General features: G+C 43.0%; 21 protein-coding genes and 1 rRNA gene. 9 read left to right on the forward strand and 13 right to left on the reverse strand.

Annotation, left to right across the window (positions count from 1 at the left end):
• Window positions 1-66 precede the first annotated feature (66 nt).
• Window positions 67-181, forward strand: a 5S ribosomal RNA gene (gene rrf, locus I2F62_RS09015).
• Between the two features lie 151 nt (window positions 182-332).
• Complete coding sequence (locus I2F62_RS09020; RefSeq protein ID WP_324626684.1) at window positions 333-935, forward strand: glutathione S-transferase family protein; 603 nt, start codon at window positions 333-335, stop codon at window positions 933-935.
• Between the two features lie 74 nt (window positions 936-1,009).
• Here I2F62_RS09020 and ppc read toward each other — a convergent pair whose 3' ends face one another.
• On the reverse strand, window positions 1,010-3,697 hold the full coding sequence (gene ppc / locus I2F62_RS09025; protein ID WP_324626685.1) for a phosphoenolpyruvate carboxylase: 2,688 nt from the start codon (window positions 3,695-3,697) through the stop codon (window positions 1,010-1,012).
• A 470-nt stretch (window positions 3,698-4,167) separates the two neighbouring features.
• Here ppc and I2F62_RS09030 point away from each other — a divergent pair, with 470 nt between their 5' ends.
• The 3 genes from I2F62_RS09030 to dapB all read left to right on the forward strand — a co-directional run bounded on the left by I2F62_RS09030 (window position 4,168) and on the right by dapB (window position 6,692).
• Window positions 4,168-4,545, forward strand: coding sequence for a hypothetical protein (locus I2F62_RS09030; RefSeq protein ID WP_324626686.1), 378 nt, complete (start codon window positions 4,168-4,170; stop codon window positions 4,543-4,545).
• Between the two features lie 102 nt (window positions 4,546-4,647).
• Window positions 4,648-5,757, forward strand: a complete 1,110-nt coding sequence (gene dnaJ / locus I2F62_RS09035) for a molecular chaperone DnaJ (protein ID WP_324626687.1) — start codon at window positions 4,648-4,650, stop codon at window positions 5,755-5,757.
• A gap of 119 nt (window positions 5,758-5,876) precedes the next feature.
• On the forward strand, window positions 5,877-6,692 hold the full coding sequence (gene dapB, locus I2F62_RS09040; protein WP_324626688.1) for a 4-hydroxy-tetrahydrodipicolinate reductase: 816 nt from the start codon (window positions 5,877-5,879) through the stop codon (window positions 6,690-6,692).
• A gap of 40 nt (window positions 6,693-6,732) precedes the next feature.
• Here the strand turns inward: dapB and I2F62_RS09045 are convergent, their stop codons facing one another.
• On the reverse strand, window positions 6,733-7,899 hold the full coding sequence (locus I2F62_RS09045; protein ID WP_420713751.1) for an MFS transporter: 1,167 nt from the start codon (window positions 7,897-7,899) through the stop codon (window positions 6,733-6,735).
• Window positions 7,889-8,698 (reverse strand): 2,5-didehydrogluconate reductase DkgB, encoded by an 810-nt coding sequence (dkgB, locus tag I2F62_RS09050; protein ID WP_324626690.1) that lies wholly within the window; start codon window positions 8,696-8,698, stop codon window positions 7,889-7,891. The genes I2F62_RS09045 and dkgB overlap by 11 nt, the downstream gene beginning before the upstream one ends.
• Before the next feature lie 112 nt (window positions 8,699-8,810).
• On the opposite strand from dkgB, the gene I2F62_RS09055 reads away from it, so the two are divergent.
• Complete coding sequence (locus I2F62_RS09055) at window positions 8,811-9,713, forward strand: LysR family transcriptional regulator (protein ID WP_324626691.1); 903 nt, start codon at window positions 8,811-8,813, stop codon at window positions 9,711-9,713.
• A gap of 44 nt (window positions 9,714-9,757) precedes the next feature.
• Here I2F62_RS09055 and ahr read toward each other — a convergent pair whose 3' ends face one another.
• The 8 genes from ahr to I2F62_RS09095 all read right to left on the reverse strand — a co-directional run bounded on the left by ahr (window position 9,758) and on the right by I2F62_RS09095 (window position 14,886).
• Window positions 9,758-10,780: an NADPH-dependent aldehyde reductase Ahr gene (gene ahr / locus I2F62_RS09060; RefSeq protein WP_324626692.1), complete on the reverse strand. Its 1,023-nt coding sequence runs from the start codon at window positions 10,778-10,780 to the stop codon at window positions 9,758-9,760.
• A 22-nt stretch (window positions 10,781-10,802) separates the two neighbouring features.
• Entirely contained in the window at window positions 10,803-11,354 is a 552-nt protein-coding gene (locus tag I2F62_RS09065; protein ID WP_324626693.1) for a DNA-3-methyladenine glycosylase I, read from the reverse strand.
• A gap of 21 nt (window positions 11,355-11,375) precedes the next feature.
• On the reverse strand, window positions 11,376-11,621 hold the full coding sequence (locus tag I2F62_RS09070; RefSeq protein WP_324626694.1) for a hypothetical protein: 246 nt from the start codon (window positions 11,619-11,621) through the stop codon (window positions 11,376-11,378).
• Window positions 11,622-11,630: 9 nt separating this feature from the next.
• The gene (locus I2F62_RS09075; protein WP_324626695.1) at window positions 11,631-12,206 is read right to left on the reverse strand and encodes a M23 family metallopeptidase; all 576 of its coding nucleotides are present in this window, start codon (window positions 12,204-12,206) and stop codon (window positions 11,631-11,633) included.
• Between the two features lie 69 nt (window positions 12,207-12,275).
• A complete protein-coding gene (gene mutY / locus I2F62_RS09080) occupies window positions 12,276-13,310 on the reverse strand; it encodes an A/G-specific adenine glycosylase (protein ID WP_324626696.1) in 1,035 nt (344 codons plus the stop codon).
• Window positions 13,311-13,420: 110 nt separating this feature from the next.
• Complete coding sequence (locus I2F62_RS09085; protein WP_324626697.1) at window positions 13,421-13,786, reverse strand: HIT family protein; 366 nt, start codon at window positions 13,784-13,786, stop codon at window positions 13,421-13,423.
• Window positions 13,787-13,846: 60 nt separating this feature from the next.
• Entirely contained in the window at window positions 13,847-14,584 is a 738-nt protein-coding gene (locus I2F62_RS09090; protein WP_324626698.1) for a dienelactone hydrolase family protein, read from the reverse strand.
• Window positions 14,585-14,727: 143 nt separating this feature from the next.
• Entirely contained in the window at window positions 14,728-14,886 is a 159-nt protein-coding gene (locus I2F62_RS09095) for a DUF1328 domain-containing protein (protein WP_324626699.1), read from the reverse strand.
• Between the two features lie 191 nt (window positions 14,887-15,077).
• Between I2F62_RS09095 and I2F62_RS09100 the strand changes: the two genes are divergently transcribed.
• The 3 genes from I2F62_RS09100 (at window position 15,078) to I2F62_RS09110 (ending at window position 17,397) form a co-directional block, all read left to right on the forward strand.
• Complete coding sequence (locus I2F62_RS09100; RefSeq protein ID WP_324626700.1) at window positions 15,078-15,524, forward strand: YcgN family cysteine cluster protein; 447 nt, start codon at window positions 15,078-15,080, stop codon at window positions 15,522-15,524.
• 166 nt (window positions 15,525-15,690) lie between these two features.
• The gene (locus tag I2F62_RS09105) at window positions 15,691-16,020 is read left to right on the forward strand and encodes a hypothetical protein (RefSeq protein ID WP_324626701.1); all 330 of its coding nucleotides are present in this window, start codon (window positions 15,691-15,693) and stop codon (window positions 16,018-16,020) included.
• Window positions 16,021-16,113: 93 nt separating this feature from the next.
• Window positions 16,114-17,397 carry a replication-associated recombination protein A gene (locus tag I2F62_RS09110; protein WP_324626702.1) on the forward strand — a complete coding sequence of 428 codons (1,284 nt, stop codon included), beginning with the start codon at window positions 16,114-16,116 and terminating at the stop codon, window positions 17,395-17,397.
• Between the two features lie 73 nt (window positions 17,398-17,470).
• On the opposite strand, the gene I2F62_RS09115 is transcribed toward I2F62_RS09110, so the two are convergent.
• A complete protein-coding gene (locus I2F62_RS09115; protein WP_420713752.1) occupies window positions 17,471-18,229 on the reverse strand; it encodes a hypothetical protein in 759 nt (252 codons plus the stop codon).
• Between the two features lie 329 nt (window positions 18,230-18,558).
• Window positions 18,559-19,536, reverse strand: a complete 978-nt coding sequence (locus I2F62_RS09120; RefSeq protein WP_324626704.1) for an aliphatic sulfonate ABC transporter substrate-binding protein — start codon at window positions 19,534-19,536, stop codon at window positions 18,559-18,561.
• Window positions 19,537-19,552 lie beyond the last annotated feature (16 nt).

Below are 19,552 nucleotides of genomic sequence, written 5' to 3' on the forward strand. Positions count from 1 at the left end.
ATTAATAACTCATTTGACGAAAGTTCGGCATCCCAATAAGACCTAACGAGTAAGCATCCAAGTTGTGCTGGCGACAATAGCAAGAGTGAACCACCTGATCCCTTCCCGAACTCAGAAGTGAAACCTCTTAGCGCTGATGGTAGTGTGGGGTTACCCATGTGAGAGTAAGTCATCGCCAGCTCATTATTCAAACACCCTCTAACTCAACAGTTAGGGGGTGTTTTTTTATGTGGAATTAAATAAATTAAAATGAAAACAAGCGATTAATGATAAAAACAGCAGGCTTATGCTATAAAAGTATGCAATTTAAATATCAATAAGGAAAAATAACAGTGAAAGTTTTTGGAGATATGCAATCGGGTAATTGTTATAAAGTAAAATTATTGTTGTCATTCTTGAAAATTGAACATTCATGGCAGCATATTGATGTTTTGAATGCAGAAACCAAAACACCAGAATTTTTAAAAATGAACCCGAATGGGAAAATTCCTGTGGTTGTGTTGGACGATGCGCGAGTTTTGACAGAATCGAATGCGATTTTGGGATATTTTGCAGAAAATACGCCATTTATTCCTACCGATCGTTATGCTAAAGCAAAAATGTATGAGTGGATGTTCTTTGAGCAATATAGTCATGAGCCTTGTATTGCAGTTGCTCGATTTATCAACAAATATTTAGGTTTGCCTGAAGATCGCTTGGTAGAATATCAGCGCTTACAGCCCAAAGGGCATCAAATTTTAGCCATTATGGAACAGGCATTACATCAGCGTGATTATTTACTTGGGGATAGCTTAACGCTCGCAGATATTTCTTTATATGCATATACCCATGTGGCGGATGAGGGTGGTTTTGACTTAAGCTTATATCCGCATATTGTGGCATGGTGTGCAAGAGTGCAACAGCAACCGAATTATATTGCGATGAATGCTTCATAGATTGAATGTTTTAATAAAATTATGATGAAACAGTTAGGCTGAAAAATAGATTTTACAGCCTAATCTACAATAGATTAACCGGTATTGCGTAGACCAGCAGCAATGCCTGCAATACTGACCATTAGTGCATGATCAACTGGGCTATGTGTGGTTTGATGTTGTTTTAAATATTCTCTGCGGCGTTTCATTAACTCGGCTTGTAATAAATGTAGCGGAAGCAGATACGTTTTACGTACCCGCATGGATTGATCTAGCACCTCATTTTGGCTGAGCAGCTCTGATTCACCTTTTAATTGCAGTAAGGTTTCGATGGCATCTTGTAAGCGTTGACGAAGTTCAGCGCCTAAGTGATGCAAATGCTGACTTTGGGTTAGGTGGGTTTCGTAATACCATGCAATGTCGGCATCTGCTTTGGATAAAACCATTTCCAACATATCGATAAGCGTTTGGAAATAAGGCCATTCGGCTAACATTTCATCGAGTTTTTCTTTTTGCTGTTGCTGTAAAATTTCATCGAGTGCCGCACCTGTACCTAACCAAGCGGGTAACATCAAACGAATTTGTGTCCATGCAAAAACCCAAGGAATCGCACGCAGTGATTCAATGCCTCCACTGACTTGTCGCTTGGCGGGGCGTGATCCCAAAGGCAGCATTTGTAATTCAAGTTCAGGCGTGACGGTACGTAAATATTCGACAAAATGTGGATTTTCACGCACGGTTTGACGATACAACTTCACCGACGTTTCTGTCATTTGATTCATTAAATCACGCCATTCTGGGCGTGGCACAGGCGGTGGCAACAAGGTCGCTTCGAGGGTTGCTGCGGTATAAACCTCGAGGTTTTGTAAGGCAACGCCTTCAATGCCAAATTTAAAACGAATCATCTCGCCTTGTTCAGTCACACGAATTGCACCAGAAATTGAGCCCGGTGGCTGCGAGAATAACGCTTGTTGAGTGGGTGCACCCCCACGACTAATCGATCCTCCACGGCCATGAAATAAAGTCAGTTGAATATTGTGTTGTTGTGCAATTGCCGCTAATTCTTCCTGCGCGCGGTACTGCGCCCAATTGGCAGACATGAATCCAGCATCTTTGGCCGAGTCAGAATAACCAATCATGACTTCATGTTTACCTTGAATATGTTGTTTGTACCAGTGCATGCCAAATAAGGTGTTCATGGTGGCGGCTGCGCTGTCTAAATCTTTTAAAGTTTCAAACAGTGGGACGACCCGTAAAGGATGTTGAATGCCGGCTTCTTTTTGTAATAACAAAACGGCTAGAACATCACTTGGATATTCGGCCATCGAGATAATATACGCGCCCAATGATTCTGAAGGTTGTTCAGCCAGCGTACGCATGGTGGCAAAGACTTCTTGTACATCGGGATGGTTAATCAGGCTATCTAAGGGTTCATTAAAACTTTTCGGTAGCAGCGGGCGTTTACTTTGTAATTCATTGAGTAAGAAATTTTGCCGCGCTTGTTCCGTCCACGTATCGAAATTGCCTAAACCTAAATATTCAGTAATGGCAGAAATGGCTTGGCGATGGCGTCCGGATTCTTGTCGAATATCCAGTTTCAGCAATTCAATGCCAAAGCACTGTATCCGATAAATACAGTCGAGCAAATTGCCATTGGCAATTTCAGGTAAATTACACTCGAGTAAAGAGCGATGGCACAACATTAATGGCTCTAATAATTCATATTTATGATGAATCACCATTGGATCATCTAGCGTATCTTTGCCTTGTAATTTATCTGCCAGCCATTGCCGAGTGGCACGTAGCCGTTGCCGTGTATGTCTTAAAAATTCACGATAAGGTTCATGATGATTTTGCCCGAGTTGTTGGCGCAGTTCATCAGATGCTTCTTGAATGGAAAGTTCCCAACGCAAGTTCTCAATATCTTTTAAGTACAATTCAGTGGCTTGCCAACGCGAAAACCACAGTACTTCTTGAGTGACTTTGTGCGTGACATTCGGATTGCCATCACGATCTCCGCCCATCCACGAGGCAAAACGCACAGGGGTAATATCTGTCGGCAAAGCTTTGCCACAATGTTGTAGGCTTAAGTCATTTAATTCACGGAAAAATTTTGGAATCGCATGCCAAAGCGTTTGCTCAATCACGGTAAAGCCCCATTTGGCTTCATCAATGGGTGTTGGTTTTTGTTGACGAATTTCATCGGTTTGCCAAGCAGAACAAATTAATTGTTTTAAGTTCAGTAAAACCACTTCGCGTTGTTTTGGGGTTAGTTTTTGTTGATCGAGTTGTTCAAGGCAACGATTAATATCATCATATTTTTGAATCATGGTGCGGCGGCTGACTTCGGTGGGATGTGCAGTTAGCACCAATTCAATACTTAAATCACAAATTTGCTGATAGAGCTGCTCGGATGAAATGTTTTGTTGTTTAAATTTTTCAAACAGCGGTTCTAATGGATTCGGGGAAGGATGGCTTTGGTCAAATTCACCGGCGCGACGGCTACGCACCACGTGGTATTGCTCGGCGATATTGGCATAATGCAAAAAATGCGTGAAGGCACGGGTCAGAGGTAAAATTTCACAATCTTCTAAATTTAAAAACAGTTGCTCAAGCTGCTTTTCTGACTCGACTTGTCCATCGCGTGCGCCTTTGGCTAAGGCTCGAATTTGTTCAACCTGATTAAACAGCGCATCACCTGCATGTGCTTTTAAGGTTTCACCAAGAAGATTTCCCAATAAACGAACATCTTCACGTAATGGAGCATCGATATGTTGTGCCATGTTAAATTTCCTTATGGGATGAACAAAGGGCGCGTTAATCGATTGGGCGGATTAGCCATAAAATCGATTCTAAGCATGAGCGTAGACTTAACCATAACAAAAAAATCACGAAAAACTCTTAGCCAATGGTCGTGCTTGACGGATAAATTCTGTACAAAAAACAGAGTTTATTGAAAATTCAGATAGTTAGTTCAAAAATACCACTCAAATGCAAGGATTGAGTTTTTGCTGTACCGCGTTAAATTGATGTGTAGTCAGCATTTTTAAATCGAAATGAGTTGAAGATGAAAAAAATGATTCATTCGATTTATTTTTAAAAAAATAATTCAATTTGTATGAAGATTTAAAGAATAAAAGGGTGCGAAAAGCGGAAAAATTCAATATAGTAACAGCAGAATTTTAAAGATAAAAAAGCGTGCACAGTCGCCGCTAAATTGAGAAAATTCACTGTATAGCATCGAGGTTAAAAAATGGCAAAAGACAGTCTTACACAGCAAAAACGGTATGTTTCGATTGCTTATGTATTTATGTTTTTTGCATTAATGACGATTGTAACCGGCTTAATTGCGTATTTTTTGGCGGCTAAAGTGGCGCGCGCAGAAGAACTTGAAGTGTGGCTGCAAACGCATAGTTTGTGGATTATGCACAATGTTTTGCTGTATATCGTATTGTCTGCCTTTGCTGCATTGTGGTTTATTCCGTTGTTGTTCTTTCCGTGGAATGCCTTTCATTGGGTAACAGGCTGTGTCATTGCAGGCATTGTTTTTGGTTTTATTGCATGGATGTATTTCTTTAATTGCTTTATTCGCGGCATGTCAAATTATTTAAAGCACAAGCCAGTTTTCTAAAACACATCTTTTTTGTGCATTTCCCCCTTGTAAAATCCTTTCGAATCCCAATTTAAGACAAATATTGTCGTATTTTAAAATCCGTGAGGAGCATCGCCTGACATGGCTAAACGTGATTATTATGAGGTTTTAGGTGTTGCTAAAACCGCAAGTGATGATGAAATTAAAAAAGCCTATCGCAAGTTGGCGATGAAGTATCATCCTGACCGTAACCCAGATAACGCTGAAGCAGAAGACAAATTTAAAGAAGCTGCCGAAGCCTATGAAATCTTAAGCGACCAAGAAAAACGCAATGCCTACGACCGTATGGGACATAGCGCCTTTGAAGGTGGCTTTGGCGGTGGTGGCCATGGCGGTTTTAGCGCAGAAGATATTTTTAGCCAGTTTGGCGATATTTTTGGTGGTGCCTTTGGTGGTGGCGGTCGTTCGCAGCAACGCCAACGTCGTGGTTCAGACCTACGCTATGTTATGGAATTAACCCTAGAAGAAGCAATTCAAGGCGTTAAAAAAACCATTACCTTTACTGCGCCTGCACCGTGTGATGCCTGTGATGGTAAAGGCTCGAAAAATCCGAATGACGTAGAAACCTGTAAAACCTGTCATGGCGCGGGTCAAGTTCGTATGCAACAGGGATTCTTCTCTGTGCAGCAGACCTGTGGAACGTGTCGTGGGCAAGGTAAAATTATTAAGAACCCATGTACCAAATGTCATGGTTCAGGTGTCCATGAACGTCAACAAACGCTTGAAGTCACTATTCCTGCGGGGGTTGATAATGGCGACCGCGTGCGCTTAACCGGTAAAGGTGAAGCCATTCGTGATGGTCAATCAGGCGATTTATACGTTGAAGTGGTCGTGCGTGAGCATGAAATTTTCCAACGTGATGGTGCCGATTTATATATGGATGTGCCAGTTAGCATGGCTGATGCTGCGTTAGGTAAAGAAATTCAAATTCCAACACTGGATGGCCGCGTAAGCTTGAAAATTCCTGAAGGCACACAAAACGGTAAAGTCTTCCGTTTGCGTGGCAAAGGTGTGCGTCCAGTTCGTACCAGCATGATTGGTGATTTACTGTGTCGTATTGTGGTGGAAACACCAGTGAACTTAACCACACGCCAACGTGAGTTGCTCAAAGAGCTACAAGCAACTATGGAAGGCAATGATCAGCATTCAAGCGAAAAGAAAAAATCATTCTTTGATCGCCTGTTTGACTAAGTATATTGTGGTTTAAAAAACCTGCCTAGATGGGCAGGTTTTTTTATGCAAGATTTTTAATCCATCCTCTAAGTTTTGTTATAGTACGTGCAATGTTTATAGATTCAGGAAAGGACGACATGTCGACATCACCACGTATCGGCGTTTTGGGCGCGGGCGGCCGTATGGGACGTATTCTTATTCAAGCCGTACAACAAGCCGGCTATCAATTGGCCGCAGCGGTTGAACGCCCAGAAAGCAGTTTGGTTGGTACAGATGCAGGCGAATTGGCCGGTATTGGTAAAATTGGGGTGAATATCTCTGGTGGATTGGCTGAAGTTTTAGATGCCTGCGATGTGGTGATTGACTTTACCGCACCAGTTGCAACCGAACAGCATTTAAAACTTTGCCGTGACGCGGGCGTGGCCATGGTGATTGGAACCACAGGTTTTTCAGAACAACAAAAGCAATTATTAAATCAAACAGCAGAACATACGCCTGTGGTGTATGCAGCAAACTATTCTGTTGGGGTGAATGTGTCGATTAAATTGCTAGAGCTTGCTGCAAAAGTATTTGGCGATACGGTCGATATCGAAATTATCGAAGCACATCATCGTCATAAAGTGGATGCACCATCGGGCACTGCTTTAATGATGGGCGAGGCCATTGCCGAAACTTTGGGACGTGATTTAAAGCAAGATGCTGTTTATTGCCGTGAAGGCCACACTGGACCACGCGAACGTCAAAGTATTGGTTTTCAAACTATTCGTGGTGGCGATATTGTTGGTGAACACACCGCCATGTTTATTGGTGAAGGCGAACGTGTTGAAATTACACACAAAGCCACGAATCGGATGAACTTTGCGGCTGGTGCCGTGCGCGCGGCGGCTTGGGTGGTTGGCCGCGAAGCACGCAAATATGATATGACCGATGTTTTAGATTTAAATAAAATTTAAAACCCAAAGCCCTACTTTGATTGATCAAAGTAGGGCTTTTTTATTGCCCATGCCGTGCGAGTCGCATTTGTAATAACACTAAACCGAGGGTAATGGTTGCCAAAATTGCACCGCTGATTGGCACCGCAATATAGCCTAAATTTAAACTGAGTACGCCTCCTCCCACCGCAGCGCCTAAGGCATTGCCTAAATTAAATGCGCCGATATTCACCGATGACGCCAAACCTGAGGCTTCATGTGCCACCGACATCACTCGCATTTGTATGGGCGGGACCAAACCAAACGCCGCCGCACCCCAAATGACTAACGCAATAGCTGTGCCTAATTGGGTTTTGGCTAAGATTGGAAACAGCAACATGCTGGCAATTAATATCGTTAAAAATACAATTAAGGTTTTATTTAACGACAGATCGGCAAACTTGCCACCCAAATGATTCCCGATAGAAAAACCAATTCCAATTAAGACCAACATACAGGTAACAAATAATGGTGTGGCTTGGTTAAAGGCATGCAGTGTTGGTGCAATATAGGTATACAGCGCAAACATTGCCCCTGCACCAAAAACGGTGGTGACTAAAGCCAAAAGCACTTTTGGCCGCGTCAGTACACTTAATTCATGTCGAATATTGGGTTTTTGTCCCACACTGCCTTTGGGTAAGGCTTTATATAACGCCGCGATGGTGATTAAACCTAGTAAAGTAATTGCCGCGAAGGAGCTGCGCCAGCCAATATGCTGCCCAACCCATGTTGCAAGCGGTACACCGCCAATATTGGCAATGGTCAGTCCCATAAACATGGTGGCGATGGCACTGGCTTGCTGATTTTTAGCCACTAAACTGGCCGCGACCACCGAACCAATGCCAAAAAATGCACCATGATTCAAACTGGTCAGTAAGCGCGCGAACATTAAGCTTAGATAACTTGGCGAAAATGCCGCCCAGAGATTACCCAACGTAAAAATCATCATCAGTAAAATCAGCGCTTTACGTTGTGAAAAACGTGCAAACCATAACGTCATGATGGGTGCTCCAATCATGACACCCAATGCATAGCCCGTAATGAGCATGCCGGCAGTTGGAATGCTGGTGTTTGAATCCTGAGCAATATTGGGAAGTAATCCCATGGGGGAAAACTCTGTGGTGCCAATGGCAAAAGCGCCAATGGCTAGAGAAAGTAAAGGAAAGTTGATTTTCATCTTATCCTTCATCCCACTCAGGGGCGAGCTCGGTTGGATTCACTTCACGACCATTTCGGTCTAGCTGTGCAACCAGCTGCATTTCTTCTGGACTTAAATGGATGTGTTGTGCGGCAAGATTCTGACTTAAATGTTCACGTTTCGTCGATGATGGAATGACGGCAAAGCCACGTTGCAATGCCCATGCCAAGGTAATTTGAGCGGTAGATGCCTGATGCGCCGTTGCAATTTGCTGAAGTACAGGGTCTTGTAATACTTTGCCGTAAGCCAGCGTCATGTACGAGGTGGCGGTAATCTGCTGTGCATTTAAGTAATTGACCAGTTTTGCGTTTTGCAAATAAGGACTCAGCTCAAATTGGTTGGTACAAATGTGCTCTGCACCGACGGTGTCAATGGCCAGTTGAGTTTGAGCAATATTGAAATTTGAAATACCTATCTGCTGGGTTAAACCTTGCTGTTTGGCTTCAAGTAAGGCTTGCATGATTTCTGCAATGTTGATTCCCAATTTGGGCGCCGGCCAATGAATCAGGGTTAAATCGACCTGATCGGTTTGCAGATTGTGCAGGCTGTTTTTTAGACTCGGAATGAGTTTTTCTGGCGTGCAATGGTCTGTCCAAATTTTTGTGGTAATAAAAACCTCATTGCGCGGAATCGGGCTTTCGGAAATGGCTTGACCAATGGCTGCTTCATTGTCGTAGATTTGTGCGGTGTCGATGGCACGATAACCCAATTCCAAAGCGGTTTTGACGGTATCAATCACGAGTTGATCTTTTAAACGGAATGTTCCTAAACCAAAAGCAGGAATACGCATGTGCAACCTCGAGCAAATATTTTATCTTGATGTCGATCATGCCTGATTTATTGTTGCTGAAAAATATCGGTTACGGCAATATATTATTGATTATAAGTCAAGAGTACTCGGCATGAAATCGAGCATAGAAGAATTACAAACCTTTGTCACCATTGTCGATACTGGCAGTATTGTTACCGCAGCCGAAGTGCTTGGACAAACGTCCTCTGGTGTGAGTCGCAGTTTAAGCCGTTTAGAACAAAAACTGAAAGTGACCTTGTTAGAACGCACCACGCGAAAAATTAAACTGAGCCAAGAAGGTGAGGTGTTTTTAGCCAAAGCGCGGAAAATTTTACACGATCTTGCCGCAGCGGAAGATGAAGTACTCAAGGCAGATCAAGAGATGACCGGCACTATTCGCATTGATTCGGCTGCGCCGTTTATTATTCATGTGATTGTGCCCTTAATTCGTGAATTTCAGCAGCAGTATCCGTTAATTCACATCGAGCTGAATAGTAATGATCAGGTGATTGATTTACTGGAACACAAAATTGATGTGGCATTTCGTTTTGGTGCCTTACACGACTCGACGTTGCATGCCACGCGGGTATGTAGCAGCCGACTGTATATTGTGGCAAGTCCTGAATATATTAAAGCAAAGGGCAATCCAATCCATGCTGCGGACTTGGCTGATCATGATTTAATTGGGTTTATTCGGCCAACGCATTTAAATCTGTGGCCGTTAAAAATTTTGGATCAGCGCTATCAGATTCAATCGACACTGAAAGCTTCTACAGGTGAAACGGTGCGTCATTTGGCTTTAAGAGGGCACGGTATTGCCTGTTTATCTGAATTAATGGTGCTGCAAGATATTGAAGAAGGGCGTTTAGTGGCATTGTTTGAAGATCAAATTGAACGCTCTGAACAGCAAATTCATGCTGTGTATTATCAACAAGCCCATTTACCCAAGCGAGTGCGTTTGTTTATCGACTATGTGGTTGATCGTTTAAAAGATGGTTTCAGCACCTGTATTTAACAACAGCTTCCGCCTGAAAATTCAGACGGAAGGGCAGGGATAAATTAAAAATCGGCTTTTAAGACCACGCGGTAGCGCACCTTGCCAGAATGTAAATGTGCAATCGCATCATTAATTTTTGACATCGGGAATAGTTCAATTTGCGGAGCAATATTTTTGCGCGCCGCAAATTTTAACAAGGTGCGTAATGCTTCAGGCGAACCAGTTGGTGAGCCCGTAATTGATTTTGCACCGCCAATAAGAATGTTTGCCGGTGTAGCAATCGGTTCTAGCGGAATACCCAATAAATGGATGGTACCATTTGGCGCAAGTGCATTTAAATAGGCACTCCAATCGAGGCTGACATTCACCGTACTTAAAATCAGGTCAAATTTACCTTGTTGATCTTGCAGTGCAGTGCTGTCACGGCTATTCACCACGTGGTCTGCACCCATGGCTTTTAATTCGTCGGTTTTGCTTAAGTTAGAACTAAATGCGGTAATTTCACAGCCCCACGCTTTAAGCAATTTAATTGCCATATGCCCTAAACCACCAATACCAATCACACCGACATGGTGACGTGCTTGAATTTGATGTTTTAATAATGGATCAAATACGGTAATACCACCGCATAACAATGGGCCGGCACTTTCGGGATCTAAATCGTCTGGAAGAGGAATTGCCCATTGCCAACCGGCACGGATTTTATCGGCAAAACCACCGGCATGACCGATAATGGTTGCTTTTTGTTCGCCAGTACACAGCACTTGCTGGCCGCCAATACAGTAGTCACAAGCTTGGCAGCTTTCTGCTGTCCAACCAATGCCGACACGTTGTCCAAGCTTCAGGCCTTTGGCTTCTGAACCCAAACGAACAATGGTGCCAATCACTTCGTGGCCGGCAATCAGTGGATATTGGGATACGCCCCAATCGTTATCAATCATTGAAATATCTGAATGGCAGAGGCCGCAATATTCAACTTTAACTTCAATTTGATGCGGTTGGAGTTCACCTGCATCAAAACTATGCGGGACCAATGCTTGTGCTTTATCGAGGGCGGCATACCCACGAATTTGATTGTCGCTCATTAGAATTCCTCATACTTAGATTTTATTTTAAAAAACAGTCGTTTTCATGGTCGTTGACCATGCCACAGGCTTGCATAAAAGCATAACAAATTGTGGGGCCAATAAATTTAAATCCGTGTCGTTTTAATGTTTTTGACAGTTGTTCGCTCAGTGCCGTTTGGGCGGGTGCATCCGTATACACTACTACGCTGTTTTGGATTGGCTGCTGATTGACGGATTCCCACAACCAAGTCACCACGTTGCCATAGTGTTGGCGTAACTTTAACCATGCTTTGGCGTTGTCTCGAATGGCGGTGAGTTTACCGATGTGGCGAATCAATGCGGAATCTTCGAGTTTGGATTGTAAATCTTGGTCGGTAAAATCGGCAATTTGTTCTATTGAATATTGAAAAAAATGCTGGCGATACGCCTCACGTTTTTTGAGTACGGTAATCCACGACAGACCTGCTTGTTGGCCTTCTAAACACAATAATTCAAACAGTGCCGATTCATCGAACAGGGCTTGCCCCCATTCGTGGTCGTGGTATTGAATATAAAGCGGATCATTAGAACACCAGCGGCAGCGTTGTGGCATGACGAACTCCTCGCAATGACCTTATAGGCTAAAACTCTGCCATTGGTCTTGTTGAATATCCCAAAAAGACAGTTCAGCGTGGCTTAAATCGTTAAAAGGAATCCAAAGGTCTTTACCTTGTTTATCGTTATAGCCTGTGCTGATTAGAAAAGCATCTTCGCCAATTTCCATAATCCAGCCTTGGTGCACGTGTCCATGCAGTTGGATGCGTTGTTGATTGCCCGATTCTGCAAATTGAATCAGACGCTCGATAATTGCTTCAGACATGTGTCTATCCTAATAACGTAAATAAGGATAAGGATTGGTTGCACCGCGTCCTTTACCTTCTAAATAAATACCATAATGTAAATGGGTGACGGTATACCGTGCGTTACCGCTATTGCCCACATAGCCAATCACATCGCCAGCGCGAACGTAATCGCCCACATGCAGCCCACGTTTATGGCGCTGTAAATGTGCATAATAATGCCAAGATCCCGCAGGGCCTAAAATCCAGACCACGTTACCGCCTAAACGATTGCCTTGTAGGCTAGCAACAATGCCATTGGTTGCACTGGTCACTTTGGTTCCACGTGGAGCCAGAATATCAATGCCTTCGTGCCGGCGGCCCATACTGCGCGCATTTCCCCAAGTGTCTTGCAGTTGGTTTGCTGTGACGTATTGTACAGGAATCGGTAGCTGTGAACTTAATGGCTGTGCTTTTAATTTTAAAATGGCTTGTTGTGGCAGGGGTTGCGATTTTTTCGGTGCGCTGCTACAAGCAGATAAAACAATGCTCGCCAAGATCAGCGACACGAAAGCATAAGGACGAAACACGTGGCAACCTTCTTGGTCTGATGTACCTGTTATCATAATATTGAAACTATGGCACAGTTCATTTGGCTTGACAATTTCTCTACGTAACTGCTTTTGTTCGCGTTGTTAGTGACTTAAATGCTGAATGACTTTTTGCATTGCTGTTGGAATGCCTTTATTTTTCGCTTGATTGATATCTAACCATTCACCTGTAAGTTCGGCTTGAATATGTTCCATTTGCTCGGCATCCACCTCAACGCGGTGTATGTTCAATTCCCAAGTAAAATGGGTGAAACTATGCCGAATGCTACCCGCGTTATGCGTTGTAGCTAAACCCAACACTGCACGCTGTTGCTGTATTTGTGTGGTATTTTCAAAAATTGGCAAAGACCATAAGCCGCCCCATAAACCTAAATTTGGCCGCTGTTGCCACAACCATAAGCCTTGATGTTGGATTAACAAAATGTCACCCGTTTTGGTGGGAACGGCTTTTTTGGGTTTTTTATATGGTAATTCGGTTTCTAAACCTTGTTGATGTGCCTGACACTGGCTTTGCATTGGGCAATATAAACAGAGCGGTTTTTTGGGCGTGCAAATGGTTGCGCCTAAATCCATAATCGCTTGTGTGTAGTCGTGATTACGCTGGCGTGGGCATAGTTTTTTAGCCACCTGCCATAATGCTTTTTCGTGAACAGTTTTACTTAAATCATCTTCAATGGCAAAAAAACGTGCGAGCACACGTTTGACGTTTCCATCTAAAATCACGCCGTATTGTCTTAATCCTAAAGACATTAAGGCGCCTGCGGTTGAGCGGCCAATTCCGGGCAGCGCCATCCATTGTTCAAGCGCTTGTGGAAATTGTCCTTGTGCTGCAACTTGTTGTGCGGCTTTATGTAAATTACGTGCGCGGGCATAATAGCCTAAGCCGGCCCAATAAGGCGCAACGTCATCCCAAGTGGCTTGTGCTAATGCGTACACCGTTGGAAAACGTTCAATAAAGCGACTGAAATATTGCAGAACGGTTTTCACTTGGGTTTGCTGCAACATAATTTCAGACACCCAAACTTTATAGGGGTCATCTGCAACTTGCCAAGGTAGGTCGTGACGACCATGCTGGTCGAACCAGTGCAGCAAAGCATCAGAAAATGAAAATGTAGACATAGACAACGCGCCAAAATTTAGCGCGTTAGTATAGCCATATGCAGGGTAAAAAAGAAATTCAATTGCTTGCGTTTCTTCAATTGCAAGATGTTTAAACCAAAGATTGTCGTTTAAGCATCGGCATCCATAATGCCCCAACGTTGGTCGAGCTTCAGTTCTTGGTTTTTATAGCGAGGAATCACATGAATATGTAAGTGCTCGGCATGCTCACCAAACACATCGCCATCATTAAAACCAATATGGAAGCCTTCGGGATGATGGCGAATTTTTAATTCATTGCGTGCTTGCTCTAATAAAGACAATAAGCTTTTGCGTTCTTTGTCGGTAATGTCAAAAAAAGAAGCAACATGACGCAAAGGAATAATGACCACATGTCCTTCTGATAACGGGTTGGGTTCTGGAAAAACCGCACCAAAGTCATTTTTGGCAATGATGTCATATTCATCAAAGTCACAATAGGCGCATTGTTTTGTCATCGTGGTTTCCTCAAAATTAGCCAGTATAGCGTGTAGATATTTTTACTCTAATGGATTGATTTATGCCAGTTTTTCTTTAAATAATCGATACATTTCAGCCATGCCGGTTTTTTCAGCTTCGGCATTATAGGCAAGGTCGATATTATTGGCTTTGGCACGTTGGTCTGCAAGGGGATTGGTAAAGCCGTGCTTGGCGTGTGCTAGAATATGAACGTGGTGTTTGACTTGGGCTTGGCTCATTTCTTGTTCAAATTGTGCGACATCGTCTAGGCTGACCATGCTGTCGTCTGCGCCGTGTAAAACCAACAATTCTGCGTGTACTTGTCCAACTTTTGCCGGTGTTTGTGTGCCTAATGCGGCATGAAAAGCAGCCACAGCTTTGATGTCTGCACCTGAGCGTGCAAGGTCAAGCAATACTTTACCACCGTAGCAAAAACCTACACCCGCAATTCGCTTTGGGTCAACTTCGGGTTGCTCGGCTAAGCTATTGAACGCAGCTTGGGCACGCGCAACCAGTGTGTTTGGCTGGGCAAAGGTTTCATTCATCCATTCGCTGGCTTGGCTTGCCAGCTCTGTCGATTTTTTATCGCCGTACATGTCCATGGCAAAGGCAGCATAGCCATGTTCAGCAAGTTCCGTTGCACGTTGTAGCACATATTCATTGGGTCCCCACCATTCAGGCCCGACCAAAATACCCGCCACAGGTGCGTCCGATTTTGGTGCTGCAAAAAAACCAACACAATGTGTGCCATCCGCAGTGGTATAGCCAATTTCTCGAGTGATGATTGCATGAGACATAATGGAATGATCCTAATTTTTAAAACGTTTAAAGACAAATAAGTAATTATTTTGATTGCTTAAACATAGCACAGCCAGCTTTTATTGTGCATGCTAAATAGATAATAAAAAGAAGGCATTTCGCCTTCTTGGAAAGGGTGAGTTTAGTGACGCCCGCGTGAGAAAAAGCCAATAATGGCAAGAATGGCAGCCACAACCAGCAAGATTACTGCAAACTGCTTAGATAGACCTGCAACACCGCCAAAACCGAGTAAACTTGCAACCAGTGCTATCACTGCAAAAATAATCGCCCAACGGAACATGGAACTCTCCTTGTTTGAGTTTGTTCCTTTACTCTAACAGCGCCGTTTTTAGCAAAATGTTTGTTTTTGTGCAAAATGTGTGCACATTGTTTTAATTTTGCGCAGTTTGTTATCGCTCTAGCATTCGCAAGCTAACGTTAAAACAGAGCATGCTATACTTTGCCTTCATTTTTTTGTGTGCTGATTTTTGCATGTCTTTACGTCCACAATTTTGGAAAACTGTTCCATTACAACAGATGACAACCGCCGAGTGGGAAGCACTTTGCGATGGTTGTGGGTTATGTTGTTTGATTAAATTGGAGGATGAAGATACGCGCGAAGTCGCCTACACCAAAGTGGCGTGTAAATTAATGGATTGCCAAACGGGGCAATGTCAGGATTATGTGCAGCGTAAACAACACGTTCCCGATTGCATTCAATTAAGCCCCGAAAATTTACCTCAGTTACATTGGTTGCCTTCAAGTTGTGCCTATCGCCGAGTATACGAAGGCAAAAATTTACCCTCATGGCATTATTTAAATACTGGCTCGCGTAATAGTGTGATTAAAGCCAAAAAATCGGTCGCAGGGCGTTGTATCTCCGAAACACAAATCCAAGAAGATGATATCGATGAATATATTGTGCATTGGGTGCGTTAATTTCATCGCTTGATGTATATAAATTGGTCTATTTTTTGCTTTGTAATTTGTCGCTATAAATCAATGACTGAATAATTCGAAAATTTATTTTGGGGAAATATCTGCGGCCATGCTGACTTTGTGCCAGTTTGTGTCGTGGTTATTGCGAATATGGGGATGAATCGATATGAATATGCATGAACGTAGTGTCCAAACCGAAGCCGGCATTTTTGCTTTAGCATCGCAGTTATATGTTCGACTCAGACGTGTGACTGGCCGAGTGATTGATGTGGCGTATTTAGAACAAAACCAACATTATGCCAATGAAATTATTCGAATTGCTAGTCAAGCGCCAGATGCTGAAGTACAGCAGTTGGCACAGCGCTTAAGAGAGCGCATACCCACCATTTCAAATCATCTAAACAACGATCATTCAAGTACAGCACGCGCTGAGGCTGCCGCAGATGAAGTTTTTAAAGCCGAAGTGCCGCATCATTATATTGGCGCGCTGCGATAACAACATCACAAAACGGTGAAACCTACAGTTTCATTTCAGCCTGATGCGTATACATAGTACACTATGGCGACTGTTGGATCATGAAGCTACATTATGTCAGAAACGCATATTCCTTTACCTGAACGTTTACGTCCAAGAGATTTAGCCGAAATTATTGGACAAGACCATTTGCTAGGAACAGGCGCGCCGTTACGTCAAATGATTGATCAAGGGCATCTCCCGTCAATCATTTTTTGGGGGCCGCCGGGCGTGGGTAAAACGACCATTGCCTTGTTGTTGGCGCAAGCGGTCGATCGTCCATTTATTAGCTTGTCTGCCTTAAATACAGGGGTAAAGGAATTACGTGAAGTGATTGCCGAAAGTGGTGATTTACTCACGCCAGTTGTGTTTATTGATGAAATTCATCGTTTTAATAAGTCGCAGCAAGACGCACTGTTGGGCGCGGTTGAAAAGGGCAAAATAACCTTAATTGGTGCGACCACGGAAAATCCATCTTTTGAAGTGAACAGCGCGCTGCTGTCACGTTGTCAGGTATATACCTTACATGCCTTAGATGTGGATGCCATTCAAAGCCTATTAACCCGTGCGATTCAAAAAGACAATATTTTAGCCAAGCGCCAAGTTTTTATTGATGAGTACGATGCCTTTTTTCAGTTTTCGGCAGGCGATGCACGTAAGGCACTTAATTTACTCGATTTAGTGGCCAGCACCTTTGAACCCGATCAAGAAAATCATATTGATAATGCCTTGGTGGTCAAAGTTGCCCAGCAAAATATCGCCCGTTATGACAAATCGGGTGAACAACATTACGACTTAATTTCTGCATTTATTAAATCCATTCGCGGCAGTGACCCTGACGCTGCGTTATATTGGATGGCACGCATGTTAAAAGGCGGAGAAGATCCAGTATTTATTGCACGCCGTATGCTGATTGCCGCCTCAGAAGATATTGGTAATTCGAACCCGAATGCGTTGTTGCTTGCCGGTGAATGTTTTAGAACGGTGCAAGTTTTGGGTATGCCAGAAGCTCGAATTGTACTTGGACAATGCGCGGTATATTTAGCAACCAGTGCCAAAAGTAACAGCACTTATTTGGCCATTAATAAAGCCTTAGAATTAGCCGATAAAACCTCGAATTTAGCCGTGCCTTTGCATTTACGCAATGCACCGACCAAATTAATGAAGCAACAAGGTTATGGTGTGGATTATCTATATCCACATGATTACTCTGAACATTTTGTCGAACAAGAGTATTTGCCACCAGAATTAAAAGGTACACAATTATATACCCCAGCACGCAATAAACGGGAAGTCGAAGCGGAACGCTTACAACAACGCCGTTGGCAGCAAATGCAACAGCAGCAGCAACAGCAATAAAATGTTGTGCTAAAAAACCGCCTAATCTTTAGGCGGTTTTTTTAGCAGCTTGTTGGAATGATTCAAGCTCAAGTTATCGGTCTGCTGGAAAAGCTTGTGGGGTGGGTTCGGGTGCATATTGTTTTTTGGAAGATTTTGGCTTTTCTAGTTGATAAATGGCAGTACCAATCACGCCGGTATTATCGATCGAGCCGCTGCTATTGTGGTTGGCATACGAAGCTTCTGGCTGACTAAAAATAAATGCCGCAACCGCAGATTCACTTTTGCGGAAACCTTCAATGACCAGTTCTTCGTGCGGACGCAGCACGTAACCCTCTGCATTGGCAGATGCTGCAGCACCAGTAATGACATCTAAACCATCGACACTCGCGACGATTTCAAAGAGCTGATTGGTTTTATTTTTATATTTCAAGCTATAACGCTGGCCTTCTTCGGCTTGAACAAAATAGCTTGAACCTGTGCGGTAAATTGGTAACGGTTTATTTTCATCATCACGTACTGAAAAACGAATATCGCCTGATGCCATTGGAACTTCAAAGACTCTTTGACCTTTAAATTGTTTGGCGGCATAGCGAATTTGTTGTTGGTCAAGCGGGCGATCTGAGACGCGATCTAAATCCACTTGGGTAATATTCGATGAAACCTCATTGCCCCATTTTGTTCCTAAACGTTCATCGGTTTGAATATTGTTATTTGCGCGTTCCGTTTCGGCACTCACACTATTACTTTTTTCCACCGATATTTTGTCGGCGCTCATAGGCGCTTTGCTACATGCTGCGATAAAGCAGGTGGTCATAAGCAACAAAAACAGCAGCTGTAGTTTTTTAATCATTTTATTTCTCTAATCTCGATTTTATACCGACATATATAGCACATCTCTATTTTTTTGATTGTTACCTGTACAAATTTTTCTGTGTAAAATTTGTTTATCAGAAGGTGAAATTTTGCTGTTCTTTAAACGCTGAGCAATCATGCTGTGCTTATGAATCAGCAGATCGACTTTGGTGGGTTAATCTTTGCAGCTAAAATTTAAACATATTCTGCATTTATTTATCCTGTTATTTTGAATGGCATTTTAGGCAAGCAAATTGGTTTTACTTACCTAAAATTAATATCAAGCTTACCTCGATCAGTGGCTTAATAATATGCCATGCTGAGGTTTTATTTACCCTCCCAAACCGCATCTTTAATTTTGACAGGCTGTGGAATCAATTTTGCGTTATAGAAAAAGTCGGCAATCTGTTGTTGTGCTTGAATCACATCTGCAGATAAATAGCTTACTGTTGCAGGTTTCGGTTTTTTATCAATGACCCGTTGTGTGACTTTGATATCTAAGCCCGTGCTGTCTGCTAAAATTTGTGCCGTCTGATCTGGATGTGCGTTAATCCATTCGTCCGCTTTATTGAGTCCTGCAATAATTTTGTTGGCTTCACTGGCGTGTGCTTGTAAAAATTGTGGCGAACTTAAATAAAAAGAATAGGCTTGAGGCAGATCTTTAGAATCAATTAATACTCGGGCATTGCCTTGAATTTCGGCAGCGCTGGCATAAGGGTCCCAAATGGCCCAAGCATCAACCGATTGTTTATCTAAGGCTGCACGCGCATCAGCAGGGCTAAGCCAAATCGGTTGGATGTCTGACCAAGTCAGGCCTGCTTTTTTTAACAGTTCAGATAAAAAATTATGCGCACTTGAGCCTTTGGTGAGGGCAATGCGTTTGCCTTTTAAATCTTGAATGTTTTTAATTGGACTATTTACGCCAACCAATAGTGCATGGGCAAATTGCGATGATTTTTCATAGCCTAAATAGTTCACCGCTTTACCTGCCGCACGCGCAAAAATCACTGGAGTATCTCCGGTATAGCCCACATCTATGGCACCTACCGATAACGCTTCGAGTGTTTGCGGGCCAGCAGGGAATTCTTTCCATTCAATTTTGGTGTTTGGAAATTCTTGTTCAAAAATCTTATTTTTTTGCGCCACAATCAGTTTCAGCGCGGCTTTTTGGTAACCAATCGATAGTGTTTTAATTTCGGTGGTGGCAGATGTACTGGCCTGATTTTCAGGTTGTTTTTGACATGCAGTTAAGCTTGTAACAACTGCAAGGGTGCTGATAAGCGTTGTGATTTTATAAATTGACATGAGCGTGAACCTAAAA

Source organism: Acinetobacter sp. MD2(2019) (genome assembly GCF_035615615.1).
GTDB lineage: Bacteria > Pseudomonadota > Gammaproteobacteria > Pseudomonadales > Moraxellaceae > Acinetobacter.

Excerpts from the sequence above, each read along its gene's own strand:
- I2F62_RS09070 (WP_324626694.1), bottom strand. The coding sequence starts at position 11,621 with ATGTCTGAAGCAATTATCGAGCGTCTGATTCAATTTGCAGAATCGGGC.
- ahr (WP_324626692.1), bottom strand. The coding sequence starts at position 10,780 with ATGAGCGACAATCAAATTCGTGGGTATGCCGCCCTCGATAAAGCACAA.
- I2F62_RS09110 (WP_324626702.1), top strand. The coding sequence starts at position 16,114 with ATGTCAGAAACGCATATTCCTTTACCTGAACGTTTACGTCCAAGAGAT.
- I2F62_RS09105 (WP_324626701.1), top strand. The coding sequence starts at position 15,691 with ATGAATATGCATGAACGTAGTGTCCAAACCGAAGCCGGCATTTTTGCT.
- I2F62_RS09055 (WP_324626691.1), top strand. The coding sequence starts at position 8,811 with ATGAAATCGAGCATAGAAGAATTACAAACCTTTGTCACCATTGTCGAT.
- I2F62_RS09115 (WP_420713752.1), bottom strand. The coding sequence starts at position 18,229 with ATGATTAAAAAACTACAGCTGCTGTTTTTGTTGCTTATGACCACCTGC.
- I2F62_RS09090 (WP_324626698.1), bottom strand. The coding sequence starts at position 14,584 with ATGTCTCATGCAATCATCACTCGAGAAATTGGCTATACCACTGCGGAT.
- I2F62_RS09045 (WP_420713751.1), bottom strand. The coding sequence starts at position 7,899 with ATGAAGGATAAGATGAAAATCAACTTTCCTTTACTTTCTCTAGCCATT.
- I2F62_RS09120 (WP_324626704.1), bottom strand. The coding sequence starts at position 19,536 with ATGTCAATTTATAAAATCACAACGCTTATCAGCACCCTTGCAGTTGTT.
- dapB (WP_324626688.1), top strand. The coding sequence starts at position 5,877 with ATGTCGACATCACCACGTATCGGCGTTTTGGGCGCGGGCGGCCGTATG.
- I2F62_RS09075 (WP_324626695.1), bottom strand. The coding sequence starts at position 12,206 with ATGATAACAGGTACATCAGACCAAGAAGGTTGCCACGTGTTTCGTCCT.
- I2F62_RS09100 (WP_324626700.1), top strand. The coding sequence starts at position 15,078 with ATGTCTTTACGTCCACAATTTTGGAAAACTGTTCCATTACAACAGATG.
- I2F62_RS09065 (WP_324626693.1), bottom strand. The coding sequence starts at position 11,354 with ATGCCACAACGCTGCCGCTGGTGTTCTAATGATCCGCTTTATATTCAA.
- dkgB (WP_324626690.1), bottom strand. The coding sequence starts at position 8,698 with ATGCGTATTCCTGCTTTTGGTTTAGGAACATTCCGTTTAAAAGATCAA.
- I2F62_RS09085 (WP_324626697.1), bottom strand. The coding sequence starts at position 13,786 with ATGACAAAACAATGCGCCTATTGTGACTTTGATGAATATGACATCATT.
- ppc (WP_324626685.1), bottom strand. The coding sequence starts at position 3,697 with ATGGCACAACATATCGATGCTCCATTACGTGAAGATGTTCGTTTATTG.
- mutY (WP_324626696.1), bottom strand. The coding sequence starts at position 13,310 with ATGTCTACATTTTCATTTTCTGATGCTTTGCTGCACTGGTTCGACCAG.
- dnaJ (WP_324626687.1), top strand. The coding sequence starts at position 4,648 with ATGGCTAAACGTGATTATTATGAGGTTTTAGGTGTTGCTAAAACCGCA.
- I2F62_RS09095 (WP_324626699.1), bottom strand. The coding sequence starts at position 14,886 with ATGTTCCGTTGGGCGATTATTTTTGCAGTGATAGCACTGGTTGCAAGT.
- I2F62_RS09030 (WP_324626686.1), top strand. The coding sequence starts at position 4,168 with ATGGCAAAAGACAGTCTTACACAGCAAAAACGGTATGTTTCGATTGCT.